At 73.1% G+C, this 19,570-nt stretch carries 14 protein-coding genes; 6 read left to right on the top strand and 8 right to left on the bottom strand.

Annotated elements, in window-relative coordinates:
- Positions 1–218 precede the first annotated feature (218 nt).
- Together ACFXG1_RS07825 and ACFXG1_RS07820 are read left to right on the top strand one after the other, a co-directional pair.
- Positions 219–527, top strand: a complete 309-nt coding sequence (locus tag ACFXG1_RS07825; protein ID WP_384741597.1) for a hypothetical protein — start codon at positions 219–221, stop codon at positions 525–527.
- Between the two features lie 117 nt (positions 528–644).
- Entirely contained in the window at positions 645–2,375 is a 1,731-nt protein-coding gene (locus ACFXG1_RS07820; protein WP_384722211.1) for an FAD-dependent monooxygenase, read from the top strand.
- A gap of 122 nt (positions 2,376–2,497) precedes the next feature.
- On the opposite strand, the gene ACFXG1_RS07815 is transcribed toward ACFXG1_RS07820, so the two are convergent.
- The 4 genes from ACFXG1_RS07815 to ACFXG1_RS07800 form a co-directional block, all read right to left on the bottom strand.
- The gene (locus ACFXG1_RS07815; RefSeq protein WP_384741595.1) at positions 2,498–3,925 is read right to left on the bottom strand and encodes a GntP family permease; all 1,428 of its coding nucleotides are present in this window, start codon (positions 3,923–3,925) and stop codon (positions 2,498–2,500) included.
- 184 nt (positions 3,926–4,109) lie between these two features.
- Positions 4,110–5,228, bottom strand: coding sequence for a glycerate kinase (locus tag ACFXG1_RS07810; protein ID WP_384741593.1), 1,119 nt, complete (start codon positions 5,226–5,228; stop codon positions 4,110–4,112).
- A 205-nt stretch (positions 5,229–5,433) separates the two neighbouring features.
- Positions 5,434–6,501 carry a CdaR family transcriptional regulator gene (locus ACFXG1_RS07805; protein WP_384716775.1) on the bottom strand — a complete coding sequence of 356 codons (1,068 nt, stop codon included), beginning with the start codon at positions 6,499–6,501 and terminating at the stop codon, positions 5,434–5,436.
- A 162-nt stretch (positions 6,502–6,663) separates the two neighbouring features.
- Positions 6,664–6,957 (bottom strand): hypothetical protein, encoded by a 294-nt coding sequence (locus tag ACFXG1_RS07800; protein WP_384716772.1) that lies wholly within the window; start codon positions 6,955–6,957, stop codon positions 6,664–6,666.
- Between the two features lie 830 nt (positions 6,958–7,787).
- Between ACFXG1_RS07800 and ACFXG1_RS07795 the strand changes: the two genes are divergently transcribed.
- Positions 7,788–8,960, top strand: a complete 1,173-nt coding sequence (locus ACFXG1_RS07795; protein ID WP_384716769.1) for a S8 family peptidase — start codon at positions 7,788–7,790, stop codon at positions 8,958–8,960.
- Positions 8,961–9,062: 102 nt separating this feature from the next.
- Here the strand turns inward: ACFXG1_RS07795 and ACFXG1_RS07790 are convergent, their stop codons facing one another.
- The 3 genes from ACFXG1_RS07790 to ACFXG1_RS07780 all read right to left on the bottom strand — a co-directional run bounded on the left by ACFXG1_RS07790 (position 9,063) and on the right by ACFXG1_RS07780 (position 12,674).
- Positions 9,063–10,787 (bottom strand): PEP/pyruvate-binding domain-containing protein, encoded by a 1,725-nt coding sequence (locus ACFXG1_RS07790; RefSeq protein WP_384741590.1) that lies wholly within the window; start codon positions 10,785–10,787, stop codon positions 9,063–9,065.
- A gap of 64 nt (positions 10,788–10,851) precedes the next feature.
- Positions 10,852–11,490: a transcriptional regulator gene (locus ACFXG1_RS07785; protein ID WP_384741588.1), complete on the bottom strand. Its 639-nt coding sequence runs from the start codon at positions 11,488–11,490 to the stop codon at positions 10,852–10,854.
- Positions 11,487–12,674, bottom strand: a complete 1,188-nt coding sequence (locus tag ACFXG1_RS07780) for a helix-turn-helix domain-containing protein (RefSeq protein WP_384718846.1) — start codon at positions 12,672–12,674, stop codon at positions 11,487–11,489. The genes ACFXG1_RS07785 and ACFXG1_RS07780 overlap by 4 nt, the downstream gene beginning before the upstream one ends.
- Before the next feature lie 184 nt (positions 12,675–12,858).
- Here ACFXG1_RS07780 and ACFXG1_RS07775 point away from each other — a divergent pair, with 184 nt between their 5' ends.
- Positions 12,859–14,457, top strand: coding sequence for an SDR family oxidoreductase (locus ACFXG1_RS07775; RefSeq protein ID WP_384741585.1), 1,599 nt, complete (start codon positions 12,859–12,861; stop codon positions 14,455–14,457).
- A gap of 187 nt (positions 14,458–14,644) precedes the next feature.
- On the top strand, positions 14,645–15,862 hold the full coding sequence (locus ACFXG1_RS07770) for a S8 family peptidase (protein ID WP_384718850.1): 1,218 nt from the start codon (positions 14,645–14,647) through the stop codon (positions 15,860–15,862).
- Positions 15,863–15,965: 103 nt separating this feature from the next.
- Here the strand turns inward: ACFXG1_RS07770 and murJ are convergent, their stop codons facing one another.
- Entirely contained in the window at positions 15,966–17,813 is a 1,848-nt protein-coding gene (gene murJ, locus ACFXG1_RS07765; protein ID WP_384741583.1) for a murein biosynthesis integral membrane protein MurJ, read from the bottom strand.
- Between the two features lie 506 nt (positions 17,814–18,319).
- Here murJ and ACFXG1_RS07760 point away from each other — a divergent pair.
- Positions 18,320–19,528 carry an Ig-like domain-containing protein gene (locus ACFXG1_RS07760; protein ID WP_384741581.1) on the top strand — a complete coding sequence of 403 codons (1,209 nt, stop codon included), beginning with the start codon at positions 18,320–18,322 and terminating at the stop codon, positions 19,526–19,528.
- Positions 19,529–19,570 lie beyond the last annotated feature (42 nt).

Here is a 19,570-nt window from a genome sequence, read left to right as displayed (position 1 = left end):
CCGTGGCGCCGCCGGGCAGAGCGACGCCCGGTGTAGCCCGCCACAACCGGGCCACGGTCGGGTTCGGCCCCTCCCGGAGCCCGCCGAGCAGAGCCGTCCGTACCGTCAGGAATCCGGCGAAGGAGTCGGCGAACGGCTCCTCGTCCCCGGTGAAGGGGTCCCGGCGGACCACCGGATGCTCGCCGTCCGGTCCGGCGGCGTCGAGCGCGAAGGCGTAGGTGTCACCGCAGTCGCCGTCCTGGTGGAAGCGGAGCCGGTCGCCGCCGGACCAGCCGTCGGTGACGTCCTCGGCGGCGATGTGGTGGAGCGGGCCCACGGTGGCGATCTCCTGCCGGGCGACGCTCCCCTCGCCGTACACCGTCAGCCACCAGCGGTACGACGGCGACAGCGGGCCGACGACCGACTCCGCCGCCCGCACGGCGGACGGCGACTTCCCCGATCCGGGCCGGGGCACGATATCCGGCGTCGTGTCGATCAGGTTCCGCAGAAGGTCGAGATCCGGCCGCATGGGCGTGAGTCTGCCATAGCGCCGGGACCCGCCCGTGGGTCCCTTGACGGTGTCCACAGCGGTGGCCGGAAGCGGGCCGGAGGACGACCATGGAAGGACGAGAGGGGCCGCGGGGGACCGTCATCTGGAGGCGCCCGTGGTACGCGCCGATCGACCGGACGTCCTCGTCGTCGGCGCGGGTCCGGTCGGGCTCACCGCCGCCGGGGAGCTGCGGCGGCGCGGTGTCTCCTGCCGGATCGTCGACCGGCTCACCACACCCCAGCCCTATGCCAAGGCGATCGGGATCCAGCCGCGCACTCTGGAGATGTGGGACCGCGCGGGAATGGTGCGGGAGATGCTGGACGCGGCCGTTCCGCTGCGCGGACAGCTGACCTACGCCGACGGCGTCGAACGGGCCAGGATCGAACTGGTGCTGCCGCCCGAGGTGCCGTACGGCTTCGCCGCGTTGCCGCAGTACGAGACCGAGCGCGTGCTCGCCGCCCATCTGGCCCGCTTCGGCACCCGGGTCGAACGCGGTGTCGGACTCGTCTCCTTCACCCAGGACGGCCAGGGGGTCACCAGCCGGCTGACCGGCCCGTCCGGGCGGGACGAAGAGCTGCGGACCCGCTATCTGGTGGGGTGCGACGGCGCGCACAGCACCGTACGCAAAGCGCTCGGACTCGGATTCGATGGCGGGGCGTTCCCGGCCGCGTACATGCTGGCCGATGTGGTCCTCGACTGGGATCTGCCGCCCGGCTACGCGGTGCGCGCGAGCCGGGCGGGCGCGGACGGTACCGACGACCTCCTGGTGTGTGTTCCACTGCCCGGCCCCGGGCGCTACCGGGTGTCCATGGTGGCGCCGCCCGAACTCGCCGGGCGCCGGGGGCCGGAGGGGGGCGACGGAGTGGCCCACGGCCTCGACGGCGGCACAGGGCCCGGACTCGACGACGTCCAGCGGGTCCTCGACCGGCTCTCCCCACGGCCCGTGACGGCCTCCGCCGCCCGCTGGTCCTCCGTCTTCCGCATCAGCCACCGGATCGTCGACCGCTACGGCGACGGCCGGGTCCTCGTCGCGGGCGACGCCGCGCACATCCATCCGCCGACCGGCGCGCAGGGCATGAACACCGGGATCCAGGACGCCGTCGACCTGGCCTGGAAGATCGCCATGGCGCTCGAAGGCGCCGCCCCGGCCGGGCTGGTGGACGGCTACGACACCGAGCGGCGGCCCGTCGGCGAAGAGGTCGTCGGACGTACGGTGCGGCATGCGACCGAGGGCGTCGGAGCCGACCCCGACGACCCCCGGACCGTACTCCTGCGCGAGGCCCAACTCCTCGTCTCCTACCGGGGGAGCCCCCTCGTCGGGCCGCCCGACCCGGACGGCGACGGACCCCAGCCGGGCGACCGGGCACCCGACTGCGCCGGACTGACCCGGGACATCGCGGCCTATCCGCTACGGCTGTACGACCTGCTGCGCGAGCGCGACCACGTACTCGTCCTGTACGGGAACCCCGAAAGCGGCGTCGGCGCGGACGGCGACCCGCTGGCCGAGCCCGCCGGGGCGGCCCGGGCGGCGTCCCGGGGGCTGCTCCACATCTGCCTGGTGCTCGCCGACGGCGACCCGGCGCCCGGGACCCGGCTGCCGGTGCTCCGCGACACCCGGGGCGAGTTCGCGCGGCAGTACGGCGCGCGGAAGCCGACGGCGTTCCTGATCCGCCCCGACGGCTATCTGGCGGCCCGGATCAGCCCGCCGTCCGCCCCCGAGCTGCTGGACCGGCTGTCCGGCTACTTCGGTTCCTCCGGTTCCTTCGGTTCCTCCGGTTCCTTCGGTTCCTCCGGTTCCTTCGGTTCCTTCGGCTCCTTCGGTTCCTCCGGCACCTTCGGCACCTGAGCGGTGCCCTCCGGACCTCGTCGCGCACCCCGTCCGCCGGTCGGGGCCGCGCCGGCCCCGGGAACGGCCGACGGCGGCCGGTGGGATCACCGACCGCCGCCCGTGTGGTTACTGACGTACCGTCACAGGAATACGGCGCCGAGGACCAGGACGAACGCCAGGGCCGTGAGCCCCTGGACGAGGGTTGCCGCCGTCTGGGCACGGTAGGCCGTCTTCACATCCATCCCGGAGAACTGCGAGACCACCCAGAAATAAGAGTCGTTGACATGGCTGACGACCATGGCACCGGCGCCGATGGCGAGAACCGCCATCACCTGGCCGATCGGCACGGACCCCATCATGCCGTCCAGCCCGAGGGCGGGCAGCAGCGGCTGGGCGAGGGTGGAGGTGATGATCAGGGCGGCGGTACTGCTGCCCTGTGCGGTCTTCAGCAGTGCGGCGAGCCCGAACAGGACCAGCAGCGCCGTCACCCCGCTGACGGAGGAGCCGTCGCCGATGAGGGACGCGATGTAGTCGGCTATCGGGGTCCCCTTGATGACCGCGCCGAAGGCGCCGCCCGCACCGGTGATCACCAGAATCGGCGCCGCGTCCACCAGCCCTTCGGCGACCCAGGTGGTCAGGGCCTTGGCGTCCCGGCGCGGCGGCAGCAGGCCCAGCGCCAGCAGCACGCCGATGAGCAGCGCGTTCACCGGGTTGCCCAGATCGGTGAGGAAGGCGCCGAACACGCCGTCGACCAGGGTGCCCCCGCCGGACGGGAAGGCGGCCACGGAACCGATCGCCATCAGGACGATGGGCACGATGATCGGCGCCAGCGCCCGGCCCATGGTCGGCAGCCGCTCGAACTGCGACTTGTACTCCTCGAACGTCTGCCGGGCGTCGGGCAGCTTGCTCTCCAGATCGTTGGTGCGGCGCAGCGCCCAGACGAGACCGGCGCCCGCGGCGACCAGGGAGACGGGGATACTGAAGAGGATGACCCAGATCAGCCCGTCCGAACCGATCCCGACATTGCCCGCGGCGGCGATCGGCCCGGGGGTCGGCGGGACGAAGGTGTGCGACGCGTAGAGCCCGGTGGCCAGCGCCGTACCGAGGACGACGGGGTTCTTCCCGGTCTTGCGGGCGATGGACCGCTGGAGCGGGGAGAGCACCACATACCCCGAGTCGCAGAACACCGGTACCGAGACCACCCAGCCCATCAGGGACATGGCGAGGGCCGGATGGCGTTTGCCGACGACTTTGAGGACGCCCTCGGCGAGGGTGACGGCCGCTCCCGTCCGTTCCAGCACCTTGCCGATGACGGTGCCGAAGAGGATGACGAGGCCGATACTCGCCAGGATGGACCCGAAGCCCTCGGCGATCGTTCCCGCGAGGTTGTCCACGAACTTCCGGTCGGCGCCCGATACGGCGCCGATGCCCATGGCCAGCAGCCCGAACGCATAGGTCGACAGCACGATGGCGAGGAAGGGATGCAGACGGAACCGTCCGCACAGGACGATGATCAACCCGATGCTGGCCGCCAGGGCGGCGAGCAGGGCGGGGCCGGTGTGGCTCATGGGACTCCTACCTGGGGACGGTGCGGAAAGGACGGAGCGACGGTCGCCGCGGGACGGCGGTTCGTACGCGGGACGGGGTTTGCCTGCGGGACGGCGGCTTTCCCGTGGGACGGCGTCGCTCACGCGGCGGGGTGACGACTCCGGGGTCGTACGGGCCCGCGGGCCGGGCGGTCGCCGTGCGGGGTCAGGCCGTACGCAGCCGGACCGCCTGCTCGGCGGCCGCGGCCAGCAGCCCGGATGCCGACTCGCTCATGTCGGCGAGCGCGCGGGGGCCGTCGGCGATACTGAACGCCGCGGTCAGACCGAGGGCGTGCAGATCGGTCAGGGGCGGTACGACCTGGCCGGCCAGGGCCACGGCGGGGATACCGCGACCGGCGGCGAGCCGGGCGACGAGGGAGACGACCTTGCCCCCGGCGCTCTGGTCGTCGATTCGGCCCTCGCCGGTGAGGACCAGATCGGCCCCGTCGAGTGCGGCGGGCAGCCCGACGGCGTCCGCCACGAGTTCGCAGCCGGGCAGGGCCTCGGCGCCCAGGAGCGCGAGCATGCCGCCGCAGGTACCGCCGGCGGCCCCGGCGCCCGGTACGTCGTGGACGGCGACCCCCGTGTGTTCGGCGAGTACGTCCGCCAGCCGGGTCAGCCCGTGTTCGAGGGTGCGGACCTCGGCGGGTCCGGCGCCCTTCTGCGGCCCGAAGACCGCCGCCGCGCCGCGGGGGCCGATCAGCGGGTTGGTCACATCGCAGGCGATCCGGAACCGGGTACGACGGACATTCGCCGGGACGCCACCGGTGTCGATCCGGTCGAGTTCGGCGAGCGCGCCGCCGCCGGGGGGCAGTTCGGCGCCCGAGCGGCTGAGGAAGCGGAATCCGAGGGCGCGGAGCAGCCCCGTACCGCCGTCGGTACTGGCGCTGCCGCCGACACAGACCAGGACCGAGCGGGCGCCGCGCCGGATCGCGTCGGCGACCAGCCGCCCGGTGCCGGTGGTGTCGGCGCGCAGCGGATCGCGCCGCGCGGGGTCGACCAGGGGCAGTCCGGAGGCGGCGGCGAGTTCGACCACGGCGGCGGCACGGTCGGTGTCCAGCAGATAGCGGGCCGTGGTGGGCGCCCCGAGGGGGTCCTCGACGTCGAGCAGGACCTCCTTGCCGCCGGTCGCGGCGCCGACGCAGTCCAGGGTGCCCTCGCCGCCGTCCGCCATGGGTATCCGTACGACTTCGGCACCGGGTACGGCACGCAGGACCCCGGCCTCCAGCGCCGCGCACACCTCCGCCGCGGTCAGACTGCCTTTGAAGGAATCGGGAGCGAGCACCACACGCACAAAAGAAGCCTTCCGCAGAAAATGGGGAGATTCCGGCCCTTCGATGAGCCGTGACGGCACTCTAGGCACTGCGGGTACGTCCGCGTACTGGCCCGGTGAACGGATTTTCCCCGCCGTTCGCCGGGTGTTTTTATGCACCGTGCATAAACGTTCGCGGAAGCCGGTGGGGAGCGCGGCGCCGCCGGTGACGGGCGGGCTACGCGGGGTCGTCCAGATACAGCGCCGCCTGGAGGACGACGGCGTCCTGGAAGACCCGGGGATCCCGGCCGGTCAGCTCGGCGATCCTGCCCAGGCGGTACGCGAGCGTGTTGCGGTGCACCCGCAGCCGGTCGGCGGAGTCGGAGATACCGCGGTTGTGGTCGAAGTACACCCGAAGGGTGCGGCGGAGCTCGGCGGAGAGGGGGCCGAGTACGCGACCGGCGGCGGCCGTTCTGACGTCCTCGTCGAGCCTGCCGAGCAGGACCACCAGTTCGAGATCGGCCAGCTGTACCTCGCCGGTGAGCGGTCGCCGCAGGGCGAGGCGGGCGCGTTCGGCACGCTCCAGCAGGGTGGCGAAGTCCTCGGTCCGGCCCGCGTCGAGGACCCCGGCGGCCGGATCCGACTCGCAGAGCCGGGCCAGCCGGTAGCGCAGGGCGACCGCGTCGCTGCCGCCGCTCACGATCCATACCGTCCCCGTCCCGTCGGGGACGATCAGGGCCGAACGCTCGTCGGCCTCCAGCAGCCGGTACGGCTCGCGCGGCTCGCCGTGCGCCGTCAGGCCGCCGCCGCGGACGGCGAAGAGTGCGAACGGGGCCTGGACCCGGCAGCCGCCGAGCTGCTGTCCCTGCCGCCAGCCCTCCTCGGTCAGCCGTCCGGCCAGCAGATCGCCGACCGTCTGCCGCCGTACCTGGTGGCGCCAGCCCACCTCGCCCGCGAAGGTCTCCCGCATCATCATCAGCTCGGCGAGCCGGGCGACCGCCCGGGCGATCTCACCGACCTCGTCCGGCTCGCCGCGGACCCCGACCACTCCCGTGATCCGGCCGTCCACCCGCAGCGGCAGATTGACGCCCGCCTGGGTCCCTCCGAGGTTCCGCGCCGCCTCGCGGGTCAGCGACAGGGGCGCGCCGGTGCGCAGCACCCGTACGGCACCCTCGTGTACGGTCCCCACGCGCGAGCGGTCGCTGCTGGCGATGATCGCCCCGTGCTCGTCCATGATGTTCACCCTGACCCCGAGCCGGGTCACGACGTCGTCGACGATCGACTGGGCGATGGAGTGCACGAACATTTCCGGAATATACAACTTCCGGACGCCGTGGTGGAGGGGGTTCCTCCGAGCACCGTACCGGGACCCCGCCCCAGGGGGGCGCCGGCGAAGACTCCCCCGGGGCGGGGGCCCGGGGGAGTGCGGCACGGGTGGGTGGTGGTCCGCGGGCTCCGGTGCCGTTCGTCAGGCGTGGCCCCACAGGTCGAAGTAGCCCGAGCCGTTCTGGCTGCACCACCAGACCTTGCCCCACATGGGCTCGCGGGCCACGCCCGCGGCCTGGCACGACTCCAGGGTCGGATAGGTGCCGTGGATCCGCCACGGCCAGGGGACCGCCGCGGTCGTGCCTGCCCCGGTGGGCGCGGTGGTGGCGGGGGTCCCGGCGTCGGCGGGGGCGGCCGAGGCGGCAGGGACGGTGCCGAGGGAGAGCGCCGCCGCTGCCAGGGCGGTGCCGAGAACGATTCCGGTGCGTCTTAACACGGATGACTCCCTTGGGAAAGGAGAGGGGGGTGACGGAGACGAACGGGACCTTCGGTACGGATGCCACCCGGTCGACGGTGGCGAGCAGCAACGTAGCGACGGCCCCGAGGGCGGACAAGAGGTCTACACCAGCAAATTCCGTCTGTGCGGGAGTGGGACGGCACCCCTGACCCGCCCGCCCCGGGAGCCCCGCCCGCCTCGGTGTTACTCGCCCGTACTGCGTCCGGAGGTCGGCGCCGCAGGCGTCGTGCCTGTCGTCGTGCCGGTCCTCATGCCGGTCGTCGCGCCGGCGCCGTACCGCGCCCCGTGTGACTACCGGAAGGTCGACGTCGTGAACTGACGCAACGTCAAAAGGTCCCGAATGATGGCGGATTCGAATCCATGAGCAGAGCTCTCCGGCCCTGCTTTCCGCGCCCGCGCGGGGCGCCAGTATGCCCAACGGTCATGCTCATTTCAACCATGGTGTAGTCAGGGCCGAGCCGGTAAGTTGTCGCACGCACAGCGGACACGGAGTCCCGGAAAGCGGCGATCCCGCTGGGGTCCACCGTGCCGACAGCTGTTCGACGCCCCCTCACGAGGTAGGGGGCGGACCGGACTTCCGGACGGTCCTCGTCGCCGTCCGCTCCCCACCCCCCGCTGTGTGTCCCACGCGCACCACCACCCTCCGCCGCCCCGTGCGGCGAGCTGCCCCACCTTCCGCGCCCCGTCCGTCGTCGGTCCCGGGATGTACCCCGCATTCCCCATCCCGTACTCCGCGGCCCGGGCGCGTTCCCCCACACACCGGCCGTTCGATACCCCCGCGGCCGGACGACGAAAGGTGTCAGCCCTCCATGCGCTCTCCCCACATCGGCGTTCTTGCCGCCGGAACCCTCGGTCTCGCCCTCCCCATCGCCCTGCTGCCGGGCACCGGCACCGCCGCACCCGCACCGGACCCCACGCCTCTGGTCTCGGTCGCCCAGGCGCCCACGGCCACGGAGATCAAGGGCCAGTACATCGTCACCGTCAAGGCCGGGGCGGACGCCGCCGCCGTCGCCGACGCGAAGTCCATCAGAACCGACTACGTCTACGACGAGGTCATCAACGGCTTCTCCGCGTCCCTCAGCTCCGGCGAACTGGCCGCCCTGCGCGCCGACTCGCGGATCGCCTCCATCGAGGAGGACCAGAAGGTCGTCTCCGTCGCGACCCAGAACAACGCGCCCTGGGGCCTCGACCGAATAGACCAGCGCAGCGGCCGCAACACCACCTACACGTACAACGGCACCGGCGCCGGGGTCACCGCGTACATCATCGACTCCGGCATCTACACCGCCCACCCCGACTTCGGGAACCGGGCCCGCAACGTCTTCGACGCCTTCGGCGGCAACGGCCAGGACTGCAACGGCCACGGCACCCATGTCGCGGGCACCGTCGGCGGTGCCACCTACGGTGTCGCCAAGGGCGTCCAGCTGCGCGGTGTGAAGGTCCTCAACTGTCAGGGCTCGGGCTCCTTCTCCGCGATCATCGCCGGTTTCGACTGGGTCCGGCAGAACGCCGCCAAGCCCGCCGTCGCCAACGCGTCCCTCGGCGGCGGCTACTCGGCCGCCCTCAACAACGCCGCCACGGCCCTCGCCAACTCCGGCGTCCACACCACCGTCGCGGCGGGCAACAACAACCAGAACGCCTGCAACTACTCCCCGGCCAGCGCCCCCGGCGCCCTGTCCATCGCCGCCTCCGACTCCAACGACAACAAGGCGAGCTTCAGCAACTTCGGCAACTGCACGGACCTCTACGGTCCCGGTGTCGGCGTCGTCTCCACCCGAATGGGCGGCGGCACCACCAGCATGAGCGGTACGTCGATGGCCGCCCCGCACGTCGCGGGTGTCGCCGCGCTCTACAAGGGCGCGTACGGCGAGGCGTCCAGCCCCACGGTCAACAACTGGATCATCAACAACAGCACCGCCAATGCGATCCGGGGCAACGTCAGCGGCACCCCCAACCGGCTGCTGTTCAAGTCGACCCTCTGACGCTCCTCCGCTACCACGCGCCTCGCGTGACCCGGCCGCCCCGGCGGTGACGGTCCCCCGAGGGCCCGGGCCCGGTGCCTCGTGCGCCGGGCCCCCGGCCGGTCAGCCGGTGCCCCGCAGCACGGCCCGGGCGGCGGACAGCCGTTCGGCTTCGGTACGGCCCCGGGCGCCATCCCCGGTACGGTCCCCCTCTCCGTCCCCGCCGGCGAAGCCGTCGGCCCATCGCAGCAGCCGTTCCAGACGCGGATCCGCGGCGGCCGTCTCGACCCGAGGGCGGCCCAGGACGACCTCGCCGCCGGTCCCGTCCAGCGCGATCAGCGTGCCCTCGGACAGGACCCGGCCGGCCGTCACCACCCGCGCGCCCGACGCGTCCACCGTCAGCCGTGCGGCACCCACGACCGCGGCCCGCCCCAGGGACCTGGCCACCACCGCCGCGTGACTGGCCGTGCCGCCCCGGGCGGTGACGACCCCCGCGGCGACGGCGAGGCCGGACAGATCCGCCGGTGATGTCTCGGGGCGTACAAGGACGACGGGCCCCTGTGCCGCCAGCCGTACGGCGCTCTCGGCGGAGGTCGCCAGCCGTCCCACCGCGACCCCGGGCGAAGCGCCAAGACCACGGGTGAGGACTTCATCCGGTGCGGGCAGGACGATCCTGGGCGTCCGGACGTCCCGCAGCGCGCCGGGGGATATCCGCAGGACCGCCTCGGCCCGGTCGATCACCCCCGCTTCGGCGAGATCGACGGCGACGGCGACGGCGGCCCGCCCGGCGAACCCCCCGGGCCGTGCCTGGAGCAGCCGCAGCACCCCCGACTCGTAGGTGAACTCCACGGAACAGGCGTCGCGATAGTGCTCCTCCAGCCGGTCCAGGGCGGCCAGCAGCCCCGCCCACACCCCCGGCTCCCGGTCGGCGAGTTCGCCCAGCGGCCGGGTCGGAGTACGGCCGGACACCACATCGTCGCCCTGGTGGCCTATGAGGAGATCGCCGTAAGGGACGGGCGCGCCCGTGGTGGGGGAGCGGCTGAACGCCACCCCCGTACCGCTGCGTCCGTCGCGGTTGCCGAACACCATCGCCTGGACGACCACCGCCGTGCCCCGGTCGTCCGGGATGCCGTGCAGCGCGCGGTAGGTCCGTGCCCGGGGGGTGCGCCACGAGGAGAACACCGAGGCGACGGCCCGGTCGAGTTGGTCCCCCGCGTCGTCGGGGACCGATCCGCCCGTGCGGGCCCGTACCAGGCGGTCGACGTCCCACCCGGCGGCGACCGCCCGGACGATACCGGGCACCGTGCCGACCGTGCCCCCGTCGTCCGCGTCGACCGTGTCGCCCCGGTCGGTGGTGGCGGCGGCCCCGGCCACCGGCCCGCCGTACGCGGCCCGGTCCACGGACTCCCGGCTCAATCCGGCGACCCCGGTGGCCCAACCGGTCAGGAACCGCAGCCTGGAGTCGACGGCGAACCGGGCGTCGCCCGTCTCCGCCAGCAGCCCCGCCGTGGCCCGCGCGGTGAGGCCGACGCCGAGGACCGTGGTCATCATGCCGGGCATCGACACCGCGCCGCCGGAGCGCACGGAGACCACGAGCGGCCGTATCGCGTCCCCGAGGGCCCGCCCGGTCTCCGCCTCCAGCCGGGCGACGGCCGCGTCCAGCTCGGCCCGCAGCCCGGGCGGGAACCGGCCGTCGCGAAGAAAGGCCCGGCACGCCGCCGTCGTGACGACGAACCCGGGCGGCACCGGCAGCCCGAGACGCCGCAGGGCGATCAGCCCGTGGGCCTTGCCGCCGATCACCTCCGGAGGCCGATCGACCCCGGCCGCGATCGGATGGATCCAGACCATGCCTACCTCGTCTCTCCCGGCCCCGCGCCCGGTTTCCGGGGCGCGGGGCCGGAGTCGTGCTCCCTCATCCGTGGCGGGACAGGTCCAGCGTCGTCAGCAGGTCCTCGTGGAGCTGGAACCACACGGTGTGGTACGAGGACGTGGTGTCCGTCAGCTGGTCCGGCTCGCCGGACCGGGCCCGGCGCAGCGCGTCGCCGAGCCGGACGCGGTATCTCCCGAACCGCTCCAGCGCCGCCGCCAGCCGGTCGCAGACCGGCAGGGCCCGCTCGTGCAGCTCCACGAAGAGCCCGAGCACCCGCGCGTCGTACACCGGATCGCTGTGGTCGTTGACCGTCGGGGCACCGTCCCCGGGGCGCAGCTGCCAGGCCGTACAGAGGTCGAGCAGCTCCGGATTGAGGACCAGGAAGTCCTCGTACGCCCCCGATACGGCGGGCCGGGCGCCGCTCGCGGCCAGCTCACCGGCGACCAGCCGCGCATCCTCGGCCCGGCCGTCCTCCGTGAGCCCCCAGCCGCCGCCCAGCTCGCCGGGGGCCCGGCTGACCCAGCCGGCGACCGCCAGATCGATCAGCGCCGACTCGGCCTCCGGCACGGAAAGACCGGTCGCCACCGCCACTCCGGCGAGCGGGGTGAACCCCGCACACCGCAGGGTGTGGAGCACCCGTGGCCCGGTGTCGGTGCGGTACGGCGCGGGCGGCGGGATCACCGGGCGCCCTCCCGAAAACCGGCCCCGGGACCGCCGTCCGTCCCTTCGGCGCCACCCACCGCAGCCAGGGCGAGCGCGGCCCCTCTGCCCCGGGCGCGGGCGACCACCTCGGCGCCCCGGACCCGGACGGCCGCCTCGGTGCCGTCGTCGGCCTCCGGCACCCCCGCCGCCGACGAGAGACCGGCACCCTCGTCGAGCACGATCCGCACTCCCGGCAGATCACCGGGCGCGAAGACCCTCCGCAGCCCGTGCGCCAGTTCACCGATCCGCAGCCGCACCAGCCGGCCGATGCCCTCGGGATCGTCCGTGACCACGGCCAGAGTGACCGACTCCCCGGGCCCCGCGACCCGTACCGCCTCCTCCGCCGCGCCGAGCCGCTCCGTCCCGAGGACGGCGACCACTCCGTCCCGGGCGAGATCCACCGGACGGCCCGTCAGCAGATCCGCGGCTCCGGCCGGAGGTCTCCACACCTCCCGGACCGGTCGCGCCGGGGTGATATGCGGCAGATGCGGGGGCCGCCAGCTGTCGTGGAGCCCGAGACCGGCGAGATGGGCGCAGGCGAGTGCCGTGTCGAACGGATCCCCGTGGTCGCCGTGGTCACCCGCGGGACCGTCCGCCCCCGCGGCGCCGTTGAGCAGCCGCAGCGCCAGCTCCGCCCGCCGGACCTGCCGCTCCTTCGGGCCCCCCGAGGGTGACGGCGCCCGGGACTCCAGTGTCAGCCCGAGCAGCAGCGCCTCCATCCGTGTCAGCCGTGCCCACACCTCCCGGGAGCGCTCGTCGTCCAGGACCCCGGCCATCGAGCCGCGGAGCGCGTGACCCGCGTCCGGACGGCCGTCGGACAGCGGCAGCCGCCCCAGCCGGGCCCTCGCGAAGGCCCCGAGCGCCTCCGCCACCCCCGCGGGCGACACCGCCGGAGGCCCGTCACCACCGCCACCTTCACCGCCACCGCCGTCGGCTTCCGCACCGGTGTCCGAGCCGTCGAGTTGTCCTATGAGCACCGCCAGATAGAGCGCCCGCTTGCCGGGGAAGTTCGAATACACCGCGCCCCGCGTCAGCTCGGCCCGCTCGGCCACCCGGTCGACCTTCGCCCCCGCGTAACCGTGCTCGGCGAACTCCGCGCGCGCCGCCGCCAGGACGGCCGCGCGGGTGCGCTCCTGCTGCTGTGCCCGGGTCAACCGGACCATCGGCGGCTCCTCTCCTCGGTTCCTCTTCGTCACCTCGTCGATGGATCTACCCATCGGAGTATCAAGATACTCCCAACATCCGGATGTTGGGAACATTCGAATCCGCCGACCTCCGCTCGTCCGATGCGATGAGGACCGCGCGTGATAGGGATCAGAGGTACGAACCGGACCCGACGGAGGCATCATGAGCCCGGACCCGAAGCCGGCCGAAGGCCCGTACTGCCTGGTCACCGGGGCCACGGGCTATATCGGCGGCCGCCTCGTCCCCGAACTGCTCGCCACCGGACACCGTGTCCGCTGTCTGGCCCGCTCACCCGCCGCGCTCCGCGACCACACCTGGGCCGACCGCGCCGAGATCGTCCGGGGCGACGTCACCGACCCCGAGTCCGTCGCCGCCGCGATGACGGGCGTGGACGTGGCGTACTACCTCGTCCATGCCCTGGGCACCGGCAAGGGCTTCGAGGAGACCGACCGCCGCGCCGCCCGGATCTTCGGCGAGCAGGCGCGGGCCGCGGGGGTGCGCCGGATCGTCTATCTCGGCGGGCTCACCCCGGCCGGGGTCCCGGAGGAGGAACTCTCGCCGCATCTGCGCTCCCGCGCCGAGGTCGGCCGGATCCTGCTGGAGTCCGGTGTGCCCACCACCGTGCTGCGGGCCGCCGTCATCATCGGCTCGGGCTCCGCCTCCTTCGAGATGCTGCGCTATCTCACCGAGCGGCTGCCCGTGATGGTCACCCCCCGCTGGGTCGGCACCCGGATCCAGCCCATCGCCGTACGGGACGTACTGCGGCTGCTCGTCGGCAGCGCGAGCATGCCCGCCGAGGTCTGCCGGACCTTCGACATCGGCGGACCCGACGTGCTGACGTACCGGGAGATGATGCTCCGATACGCCGCCGTCGCCGGGCTGCCGCGACGGCTGATCCTGCCCGTACCGGTGCTCACCCCCCGGCTCTCCAGCCTCTGGGTCTCCCTGGTGACCCCGGTCCCCGGCTCCATCGCCCGGCCGCTCACCGAGTCGCTGCGGCACGAGGTCGTCTGCCGGGAGCACGACATCACCCGCTACGTACCCGATTCGCCCGGCCATCCCCTCGGCTTCGACACCGCCGTGGAACTGGCGCTGCGCCGGGTCCGGGAGGCGCAGGTCTCCACCCGCTGGTCCTCCGCCTCGGTGCCCGGCGCCCCCAGCGACCCGCTGCCCACCGACCCCGACTGGGCGGGCGGCAGCCTCTACAGCGACGAGCGCGAGCGTGTCGTGGACGTGGCGTCCGGCGCGCTGTGGCGCGTCGTCGAGGGCATCGGCGGCGAGAACGGCTGGTACTCCTTGCCGCTCGCCTGGGCGATCCGCGGCCATCTCGACCGGCTGGCGGGCGGGGTGGGGCTCCGCCGGGGCCGCCGGGACGCGGCCCGGCTGCGGACCGGGGACTCCCTCGACTTCTGGCGCGTGGAGGCGATCGAGCCGGGCAGGCTGCTGCGGCTGCGGGCCGAGATGAGGCTGCCGGGTCTGGCGTGGCTGGAGATGCGGTGCGAACCGTTGGGGGAGGGGCGGACCCGCTACCGGCAGCGGGCCCTGTTCCACCCGCACGGTCTGCTGGGGCACGCCTACTGGTGGAGTGTCGCGCCGTTCCACGCGGTGGTGTTCGGCGGTATGGCCCGCAACATCACCCGCACCGCGGCCGCGCTTGCCGCCGACAGTGACGGTGACGCCGATGGTGACGGGACGCGCGCGGCGGAAGGCTCCGCCGGGATTGGCCGCCCGGACGGCGACCGCGCCGGCGGGCCGTCCTGACACCACATCGGGCCCGGGCCCGGAACCGTACCCCCGGAGTTACGGGCGGGCCCGGAGTTGCGGCCCGGCGGCCCGGGCCGGAGCCGTACCCGCCGATCGGGCTATCGGACCCCGGTGGCGTAACGCAGTGCAGTGAATGAAACGTACGGTAATAGACTTGTTGATCTTGGTTTGTCAGGGTCGGACCATGTCAACGCAAACGAGGCTCCGTGCCTGCGCCGCGTCGTTCATCGCACTGATGACCGCCGCGACCCTGTCGGCGGCGGGCAGCGCGTCCGCCGCGCCCGAACCGGGTCCGTCCGGTCCGCTGCGGGCCGAACCCGCTCCGCTGCGGAAGGCCCCCGCGCCCATCCCCGGCCAGTACATCGTCACCCTCAAGAAGGGGACGAGCCCGGAGGCCGCCGTCAAGGAGGCCGTGCCCGGTCTCAAACCCCTTTTCACCTACTCGACGGCGTTGAACGGCTTCGCGGCCAAACTCAGTACCGCCCAGCTCAAGGCCGTAAGGGCGCTGCCCGCCGTGGAAGCCGTCGAGGAGGACGGCACGGCGTCCGCCGGACCCGTCGCCCCCCGCGACAACCGTTTCCAGGCGTTCAGCTGGGGCCTCGACCGGATCGACCAGCCCTATCTCCCGCTGAACCAGCAGTTCAACATCAGCGGGACGGGCGTCGGCGCCACGGCCTACATCATCGACACCGGGATCGACTTCGCGCACCCCGAGTTCGGCGGGCGCGCCGTCCGCGGCTTCGACGCCATGGGCGACGGCCGCAACGGCGCCGACTGCAACGGCCACGGCACCCATGTCGCCGGAACGGTCGGCGGGACCAATTACGGTGTCGCCCGGCAGGCCCGGCTGGTCAGCGTCAGGGTTCTCGGCTGCGACGCACGGGGCTCCTGGTCGGGCATTATCGCGGGCTTCGACTGGGTCGCCCAGAACGCCCGTCAGCCCGCCGTCGTCAACGCGTCACTCGGCGGCGACCGCAACCAGTCCGTCAACAACGCGGCGACCAACCTCTCCCTCCGGGGCGTCCTGCCCGTCGTCGCCGCCGGGAACGACGGACGCGACGCCTGCCAGGTCTCACCCGCCGGCGCAAGCCGGGTGGTGACCGTCGGAGCCACCGACCACGAGGACCTGGAGACCGACTTCAGCAACTTCGGCCCGTGCCTGTGGATCTACGCCCCCGGCCGCGCCATCATCTCGGCGAAGCTCGGCGGCGGCAGCACGGCACTCGACGGCACATCCATGGCCAGCCCGCACGTCGCCGGGGTCGCGCTCCTCTACAAGGCCGCGAACCCGTCGGCCACCCCGGAGCAGATCGCCGACTGGCTGTCCGAGCAGTCCACCAAGGACACGCTGACGGTGAGCAAGACCTCACCGAACCGGCTGCTCTACACCGGCGGTCTCTGAACCGCCCGCCCGTGGTGCGCGCCGGGTCGACCCCGGCGGGTACCACGGGCTTTCGCCGTCGCCCCGACAGCCGTCAGGGCGGCGGCCCGCCGCCCGGTCGTGCTCACCGGGCGCCGTTCCGTTCCGCGCCGGATCGCCCGCGCAACCGTCGTACGGCACCGGACACCGCGGCGTCCAGCTCGGTCAGCCGCAGCGGGCGGGCGAGCGCCGCGAAGACCCCCAGGACGACCACGGCACCCGCCGCTCCGGCCACCACGGCACCGGCCGGGTCGCCGACCGCGCGGGCGGTCAGATGCCCGAGTCCCGCCGCCGGCACGGCGGCCACCAGCAGCCGCGCGAGCGTCCCGGCCGACGCGGAACGCCACCACCGGCCGGCCCGCCCGGGACCGGAACCGCCCGCGGTCGCCGCCAGTCTACGGCGGAGCACCACCGCCGTCACCACCCAGCCCGCCAGCAGGGCCACCGAGTACGCCCCCGCCATCCCGGTGACCGCCCAGCGCGCCGGGAGCAGCAGATACGCCACCACCGCGAGCCCCGCGTTGACCGTCACGACCACCAGATTGAGCAGGAAAGGGGTCCGGGTGTCGGAGAGCGCGTAGAAGGCGCGGGAGAGCACGTACTGACCGGAGAACGCGATCAGGCCCGGCGCGAAGGCCATCAGGATGCCCGCCATCAGCGCCACATCGCCCGGGTCGGTGCGCCCGTGGCCGTACACCACCGTCATGATCGGCTGGGCCAGGGCCAGCAGGGCGCAGGCGGCGGGCACGATGAACGACCCGGTGGTCCGCAGGGCGTAGGAGACATCGCGCCGTACCGCCGCCGGGTCGTCGTCGGCCGCGGCCCGGCTCATCCGCGGCAGCAGCGCCGTCACCAGCGACACCGTGATGATGCCGTGCGGAACGGCCCACAGCGTGTACGCGTTGGCGTACGCGCTGAACCCGGCGCCGCCGTCGATACCCGCGTCCGCCGCCCGCCGTCCGGCCGTCGTCGCCAGCCGGGTGACGACCCAGTAGGCCGCCTGGTTGGAGAGGACCAGCAGGACCAGCCAGCCCGCCGCCCGCAGCGGCCGGGTCAGCCCGCTGCCCCGCCAGTCGAATCGGGGCCGCCAGGAGAAGCCCGCCCGCCGCAGCGACGGGACCAGCGCCAGAGCCTGGACGGCGATCCCCGCCGTGGTGCCCCAGCCGAGCAGCGCCGTCTCGGCCGGGGTCAGGGCCCCGCCGTCACTGGTCGCCAGATAGAGCCCGAACACCGAGACGACGACGAGATTGTTGAGGACGGGCGTCCACATCATCGCGCCGAACCGGCCCCGGGCGTTGAGTACCTGGCCGAGTACCGTGAACAGCCCGAGGAAGAAGATCTGCGGCAGGCAGTACCGGGCGAACGCGACCGTCATCTCGGCCTGCGCCCCGGAGTAACCGGTGTACGCCGCCACGATCTGCGGCGCGGCGGCGACCGCGACTCCCGTGATCAGCAGCAGGGCTACGGCGCAGACGGTCAGCAGCCGCTGGGTGTACGCGGCCCCGCCGTCCGCGTGCTCCTTCGCGGCCCGGACCAGCTCGGGCACGAACACCGCGTTGAGCGCCCCACCTACCAGCAGCATGTAGACGATCGTCGGGACGGCGTTGGCGACCGCGTACCCGTCGGCGACCAGCCCGATGCCCAGGGCCGCCGCCACCATCGCCGAGCGGGCGAAGCCGGTGATCCGGGAGACCAGGGAACCGGCCGCCATCACGGCACCGCTGCGCGCGACCGACGCTGACTCCTTGGGCGGACCCGGCCGTTCCGCGTCCACTGCCCGTTCCGGGTCTTGGGGCGGTCTCGTTCCCCCGCCCGGTGCGCCCTCGCGCGAGCCGGGCACGAGCCCGCCCGCCCGGTTCACCGGCGCGCCGGACATATCCACAGCACCCGGCCCAGCGCCCGGTCGGCGTCCCCGCCCAACGGTCTCTCCCATTCCCCCGGCGTCTCCACGATCTGCCCCCTCGGCGAGAACCTTCCCGGTCACAGCACCAGGAGCGGTCCGAGGGGTCGAGTGTTGGAGGGTACCCCGCGCAACCCGTACGCCCGCGCGCCGGATGTCCCGGCGTCCGGAGGCACCCGCCGGTGGACGCGCTCCACCCGGATCCGCGAGTCCCCCGAGCGCCCCCGCCCGGGGGCACAAAACGGGTGCCGGCAGCGCCCGATGTCCGTACCGCGAGAGGAATGTGACAGGACGATGACCGTTTCTCATCAGTGACCGTTACATCGGCGTTGGGGCCTTCACCTGCCGTTTTTCGGCATTAGAGTCATGGATGTCCCCCGAAACGGTGCACAGGCGTACAGGTGTCGCGATCCAGGGATCGCGAACTCGTCGGCCTGCCGACCCGCCGTGGGCGGGATACACCGACTCACCGACATCGGATTCGTCCGTCTCCGGCACCTGCCGGAGACGTGAATCCCCGCTCCTGACGGAGGTCTCCGTTGCGCCCGATATCCGTGCCTCCCCTGCGCCGTCCCACCACGCGTCTCGCCGTGGCGGCCGCGGTACTCGCCCCGCTCGCCCTCACCGCCTGCTCCTCCTCCGACGGATCGGGCTCGGACGGCAAGGCGGGTTCGGCGAAGGCCGGGGACAAGCCGGCGACCCTGTCGGTGTCGCCCAGCGGATCCGGGGTGAAGGCCGGTCAGCCGATCCGGGTGACCGCCAAGGGCGGCAGCATCACCTCCGTCACCGTGACCGACGGCAAGGGCACGAAGTTCGAGGGCAAGCTCTCCGGTGACGGCGCGGTGTGGACCTCGGAGCGGATGGCCGCCCCGGGCACCAGCTACCAGGTGACCGCGGCGACGAAGACCGAGGGCGGGACCACCGGCACCGGCAAGGGGACGTTCTCCACCGCGAAGGCGGACAAGGTCAACAAGGTGACCCTGGCGCCGATCGGCAAGACGATCGGCGTCGGCCACCCGGTCTCCCTCGCCTTCGACTTCCCGGTGAAGAACAAGGCCGCGGTGGAGAAGGCCCTCAAGGTCACCACCGACAACAACACCGAGGGCTCCTGGGGCTGGGTCAAGGACTGGCACGGCAAGGACCGCGTCGACTGGCGGCCCAAGGAGTACTGGAAGCCCGGTACGAAGGTCACCCTCGACGCCCGGCTCAACGGAGTCGACTCCGGCCCCTCCGGGTTCTTCACCCGCGACTACGACCTCTCCTTCACCATCGGCTCCGCCCAGATCGTGAAGGTGGACCTGGACAACCGGCAGCTCACCCTGGAACGGGACGGGAAGAAGGTCCGGACGATCCCCGTCTCGGCCGGCACTCCCGGCGGGGAGAAGCGCTCCTGGGGCGGCACCACGGTGCTGATGTCCAAGGAGGGCACCATCAACATGAACTCCGAGACCGTCGGTCTCGGTGACGCGTACAACAAGATGGTCGACTACTCGATGCGGCTGACCTGGTCCGGGATGTACGCGCACGCCGCGCCCTGGAACGCCGCGTACTTCGGCCGCGCCAACAAGAGCTCCGGCTGTATCGGTATGAGCACCGGCGAGGCGTCCTCCTTCTACCAGCAGGTCCGCGTCGGCGACCCGTTCGTCGTCACCGGCAACGGCCACAAGGGCGTCCCGCCGCAGGGCAACGGCTTCAGCAACTGGAACGTCTCGTGGGCGGAGTGGCAGCAGCGCAGCGCCCTGCGCTGAGCGGCCCCACCACACCACGACGCCGGCCGCGCCGACGAACCC

Origin of the sequence: Streptomyces sp. NPDC059248 (assembly GCF_042753905.1) — a bacterium.
Lineage (GTDB): Bacteria > Actinomycetota > Actinomycetes > Streptomycetales > Streptomycetaceae > Streptomyces.
Note: the sequence above shows the minus strand (reverse complement) of the source record. Positions and strands in the feature narration are given on the sequence as shown.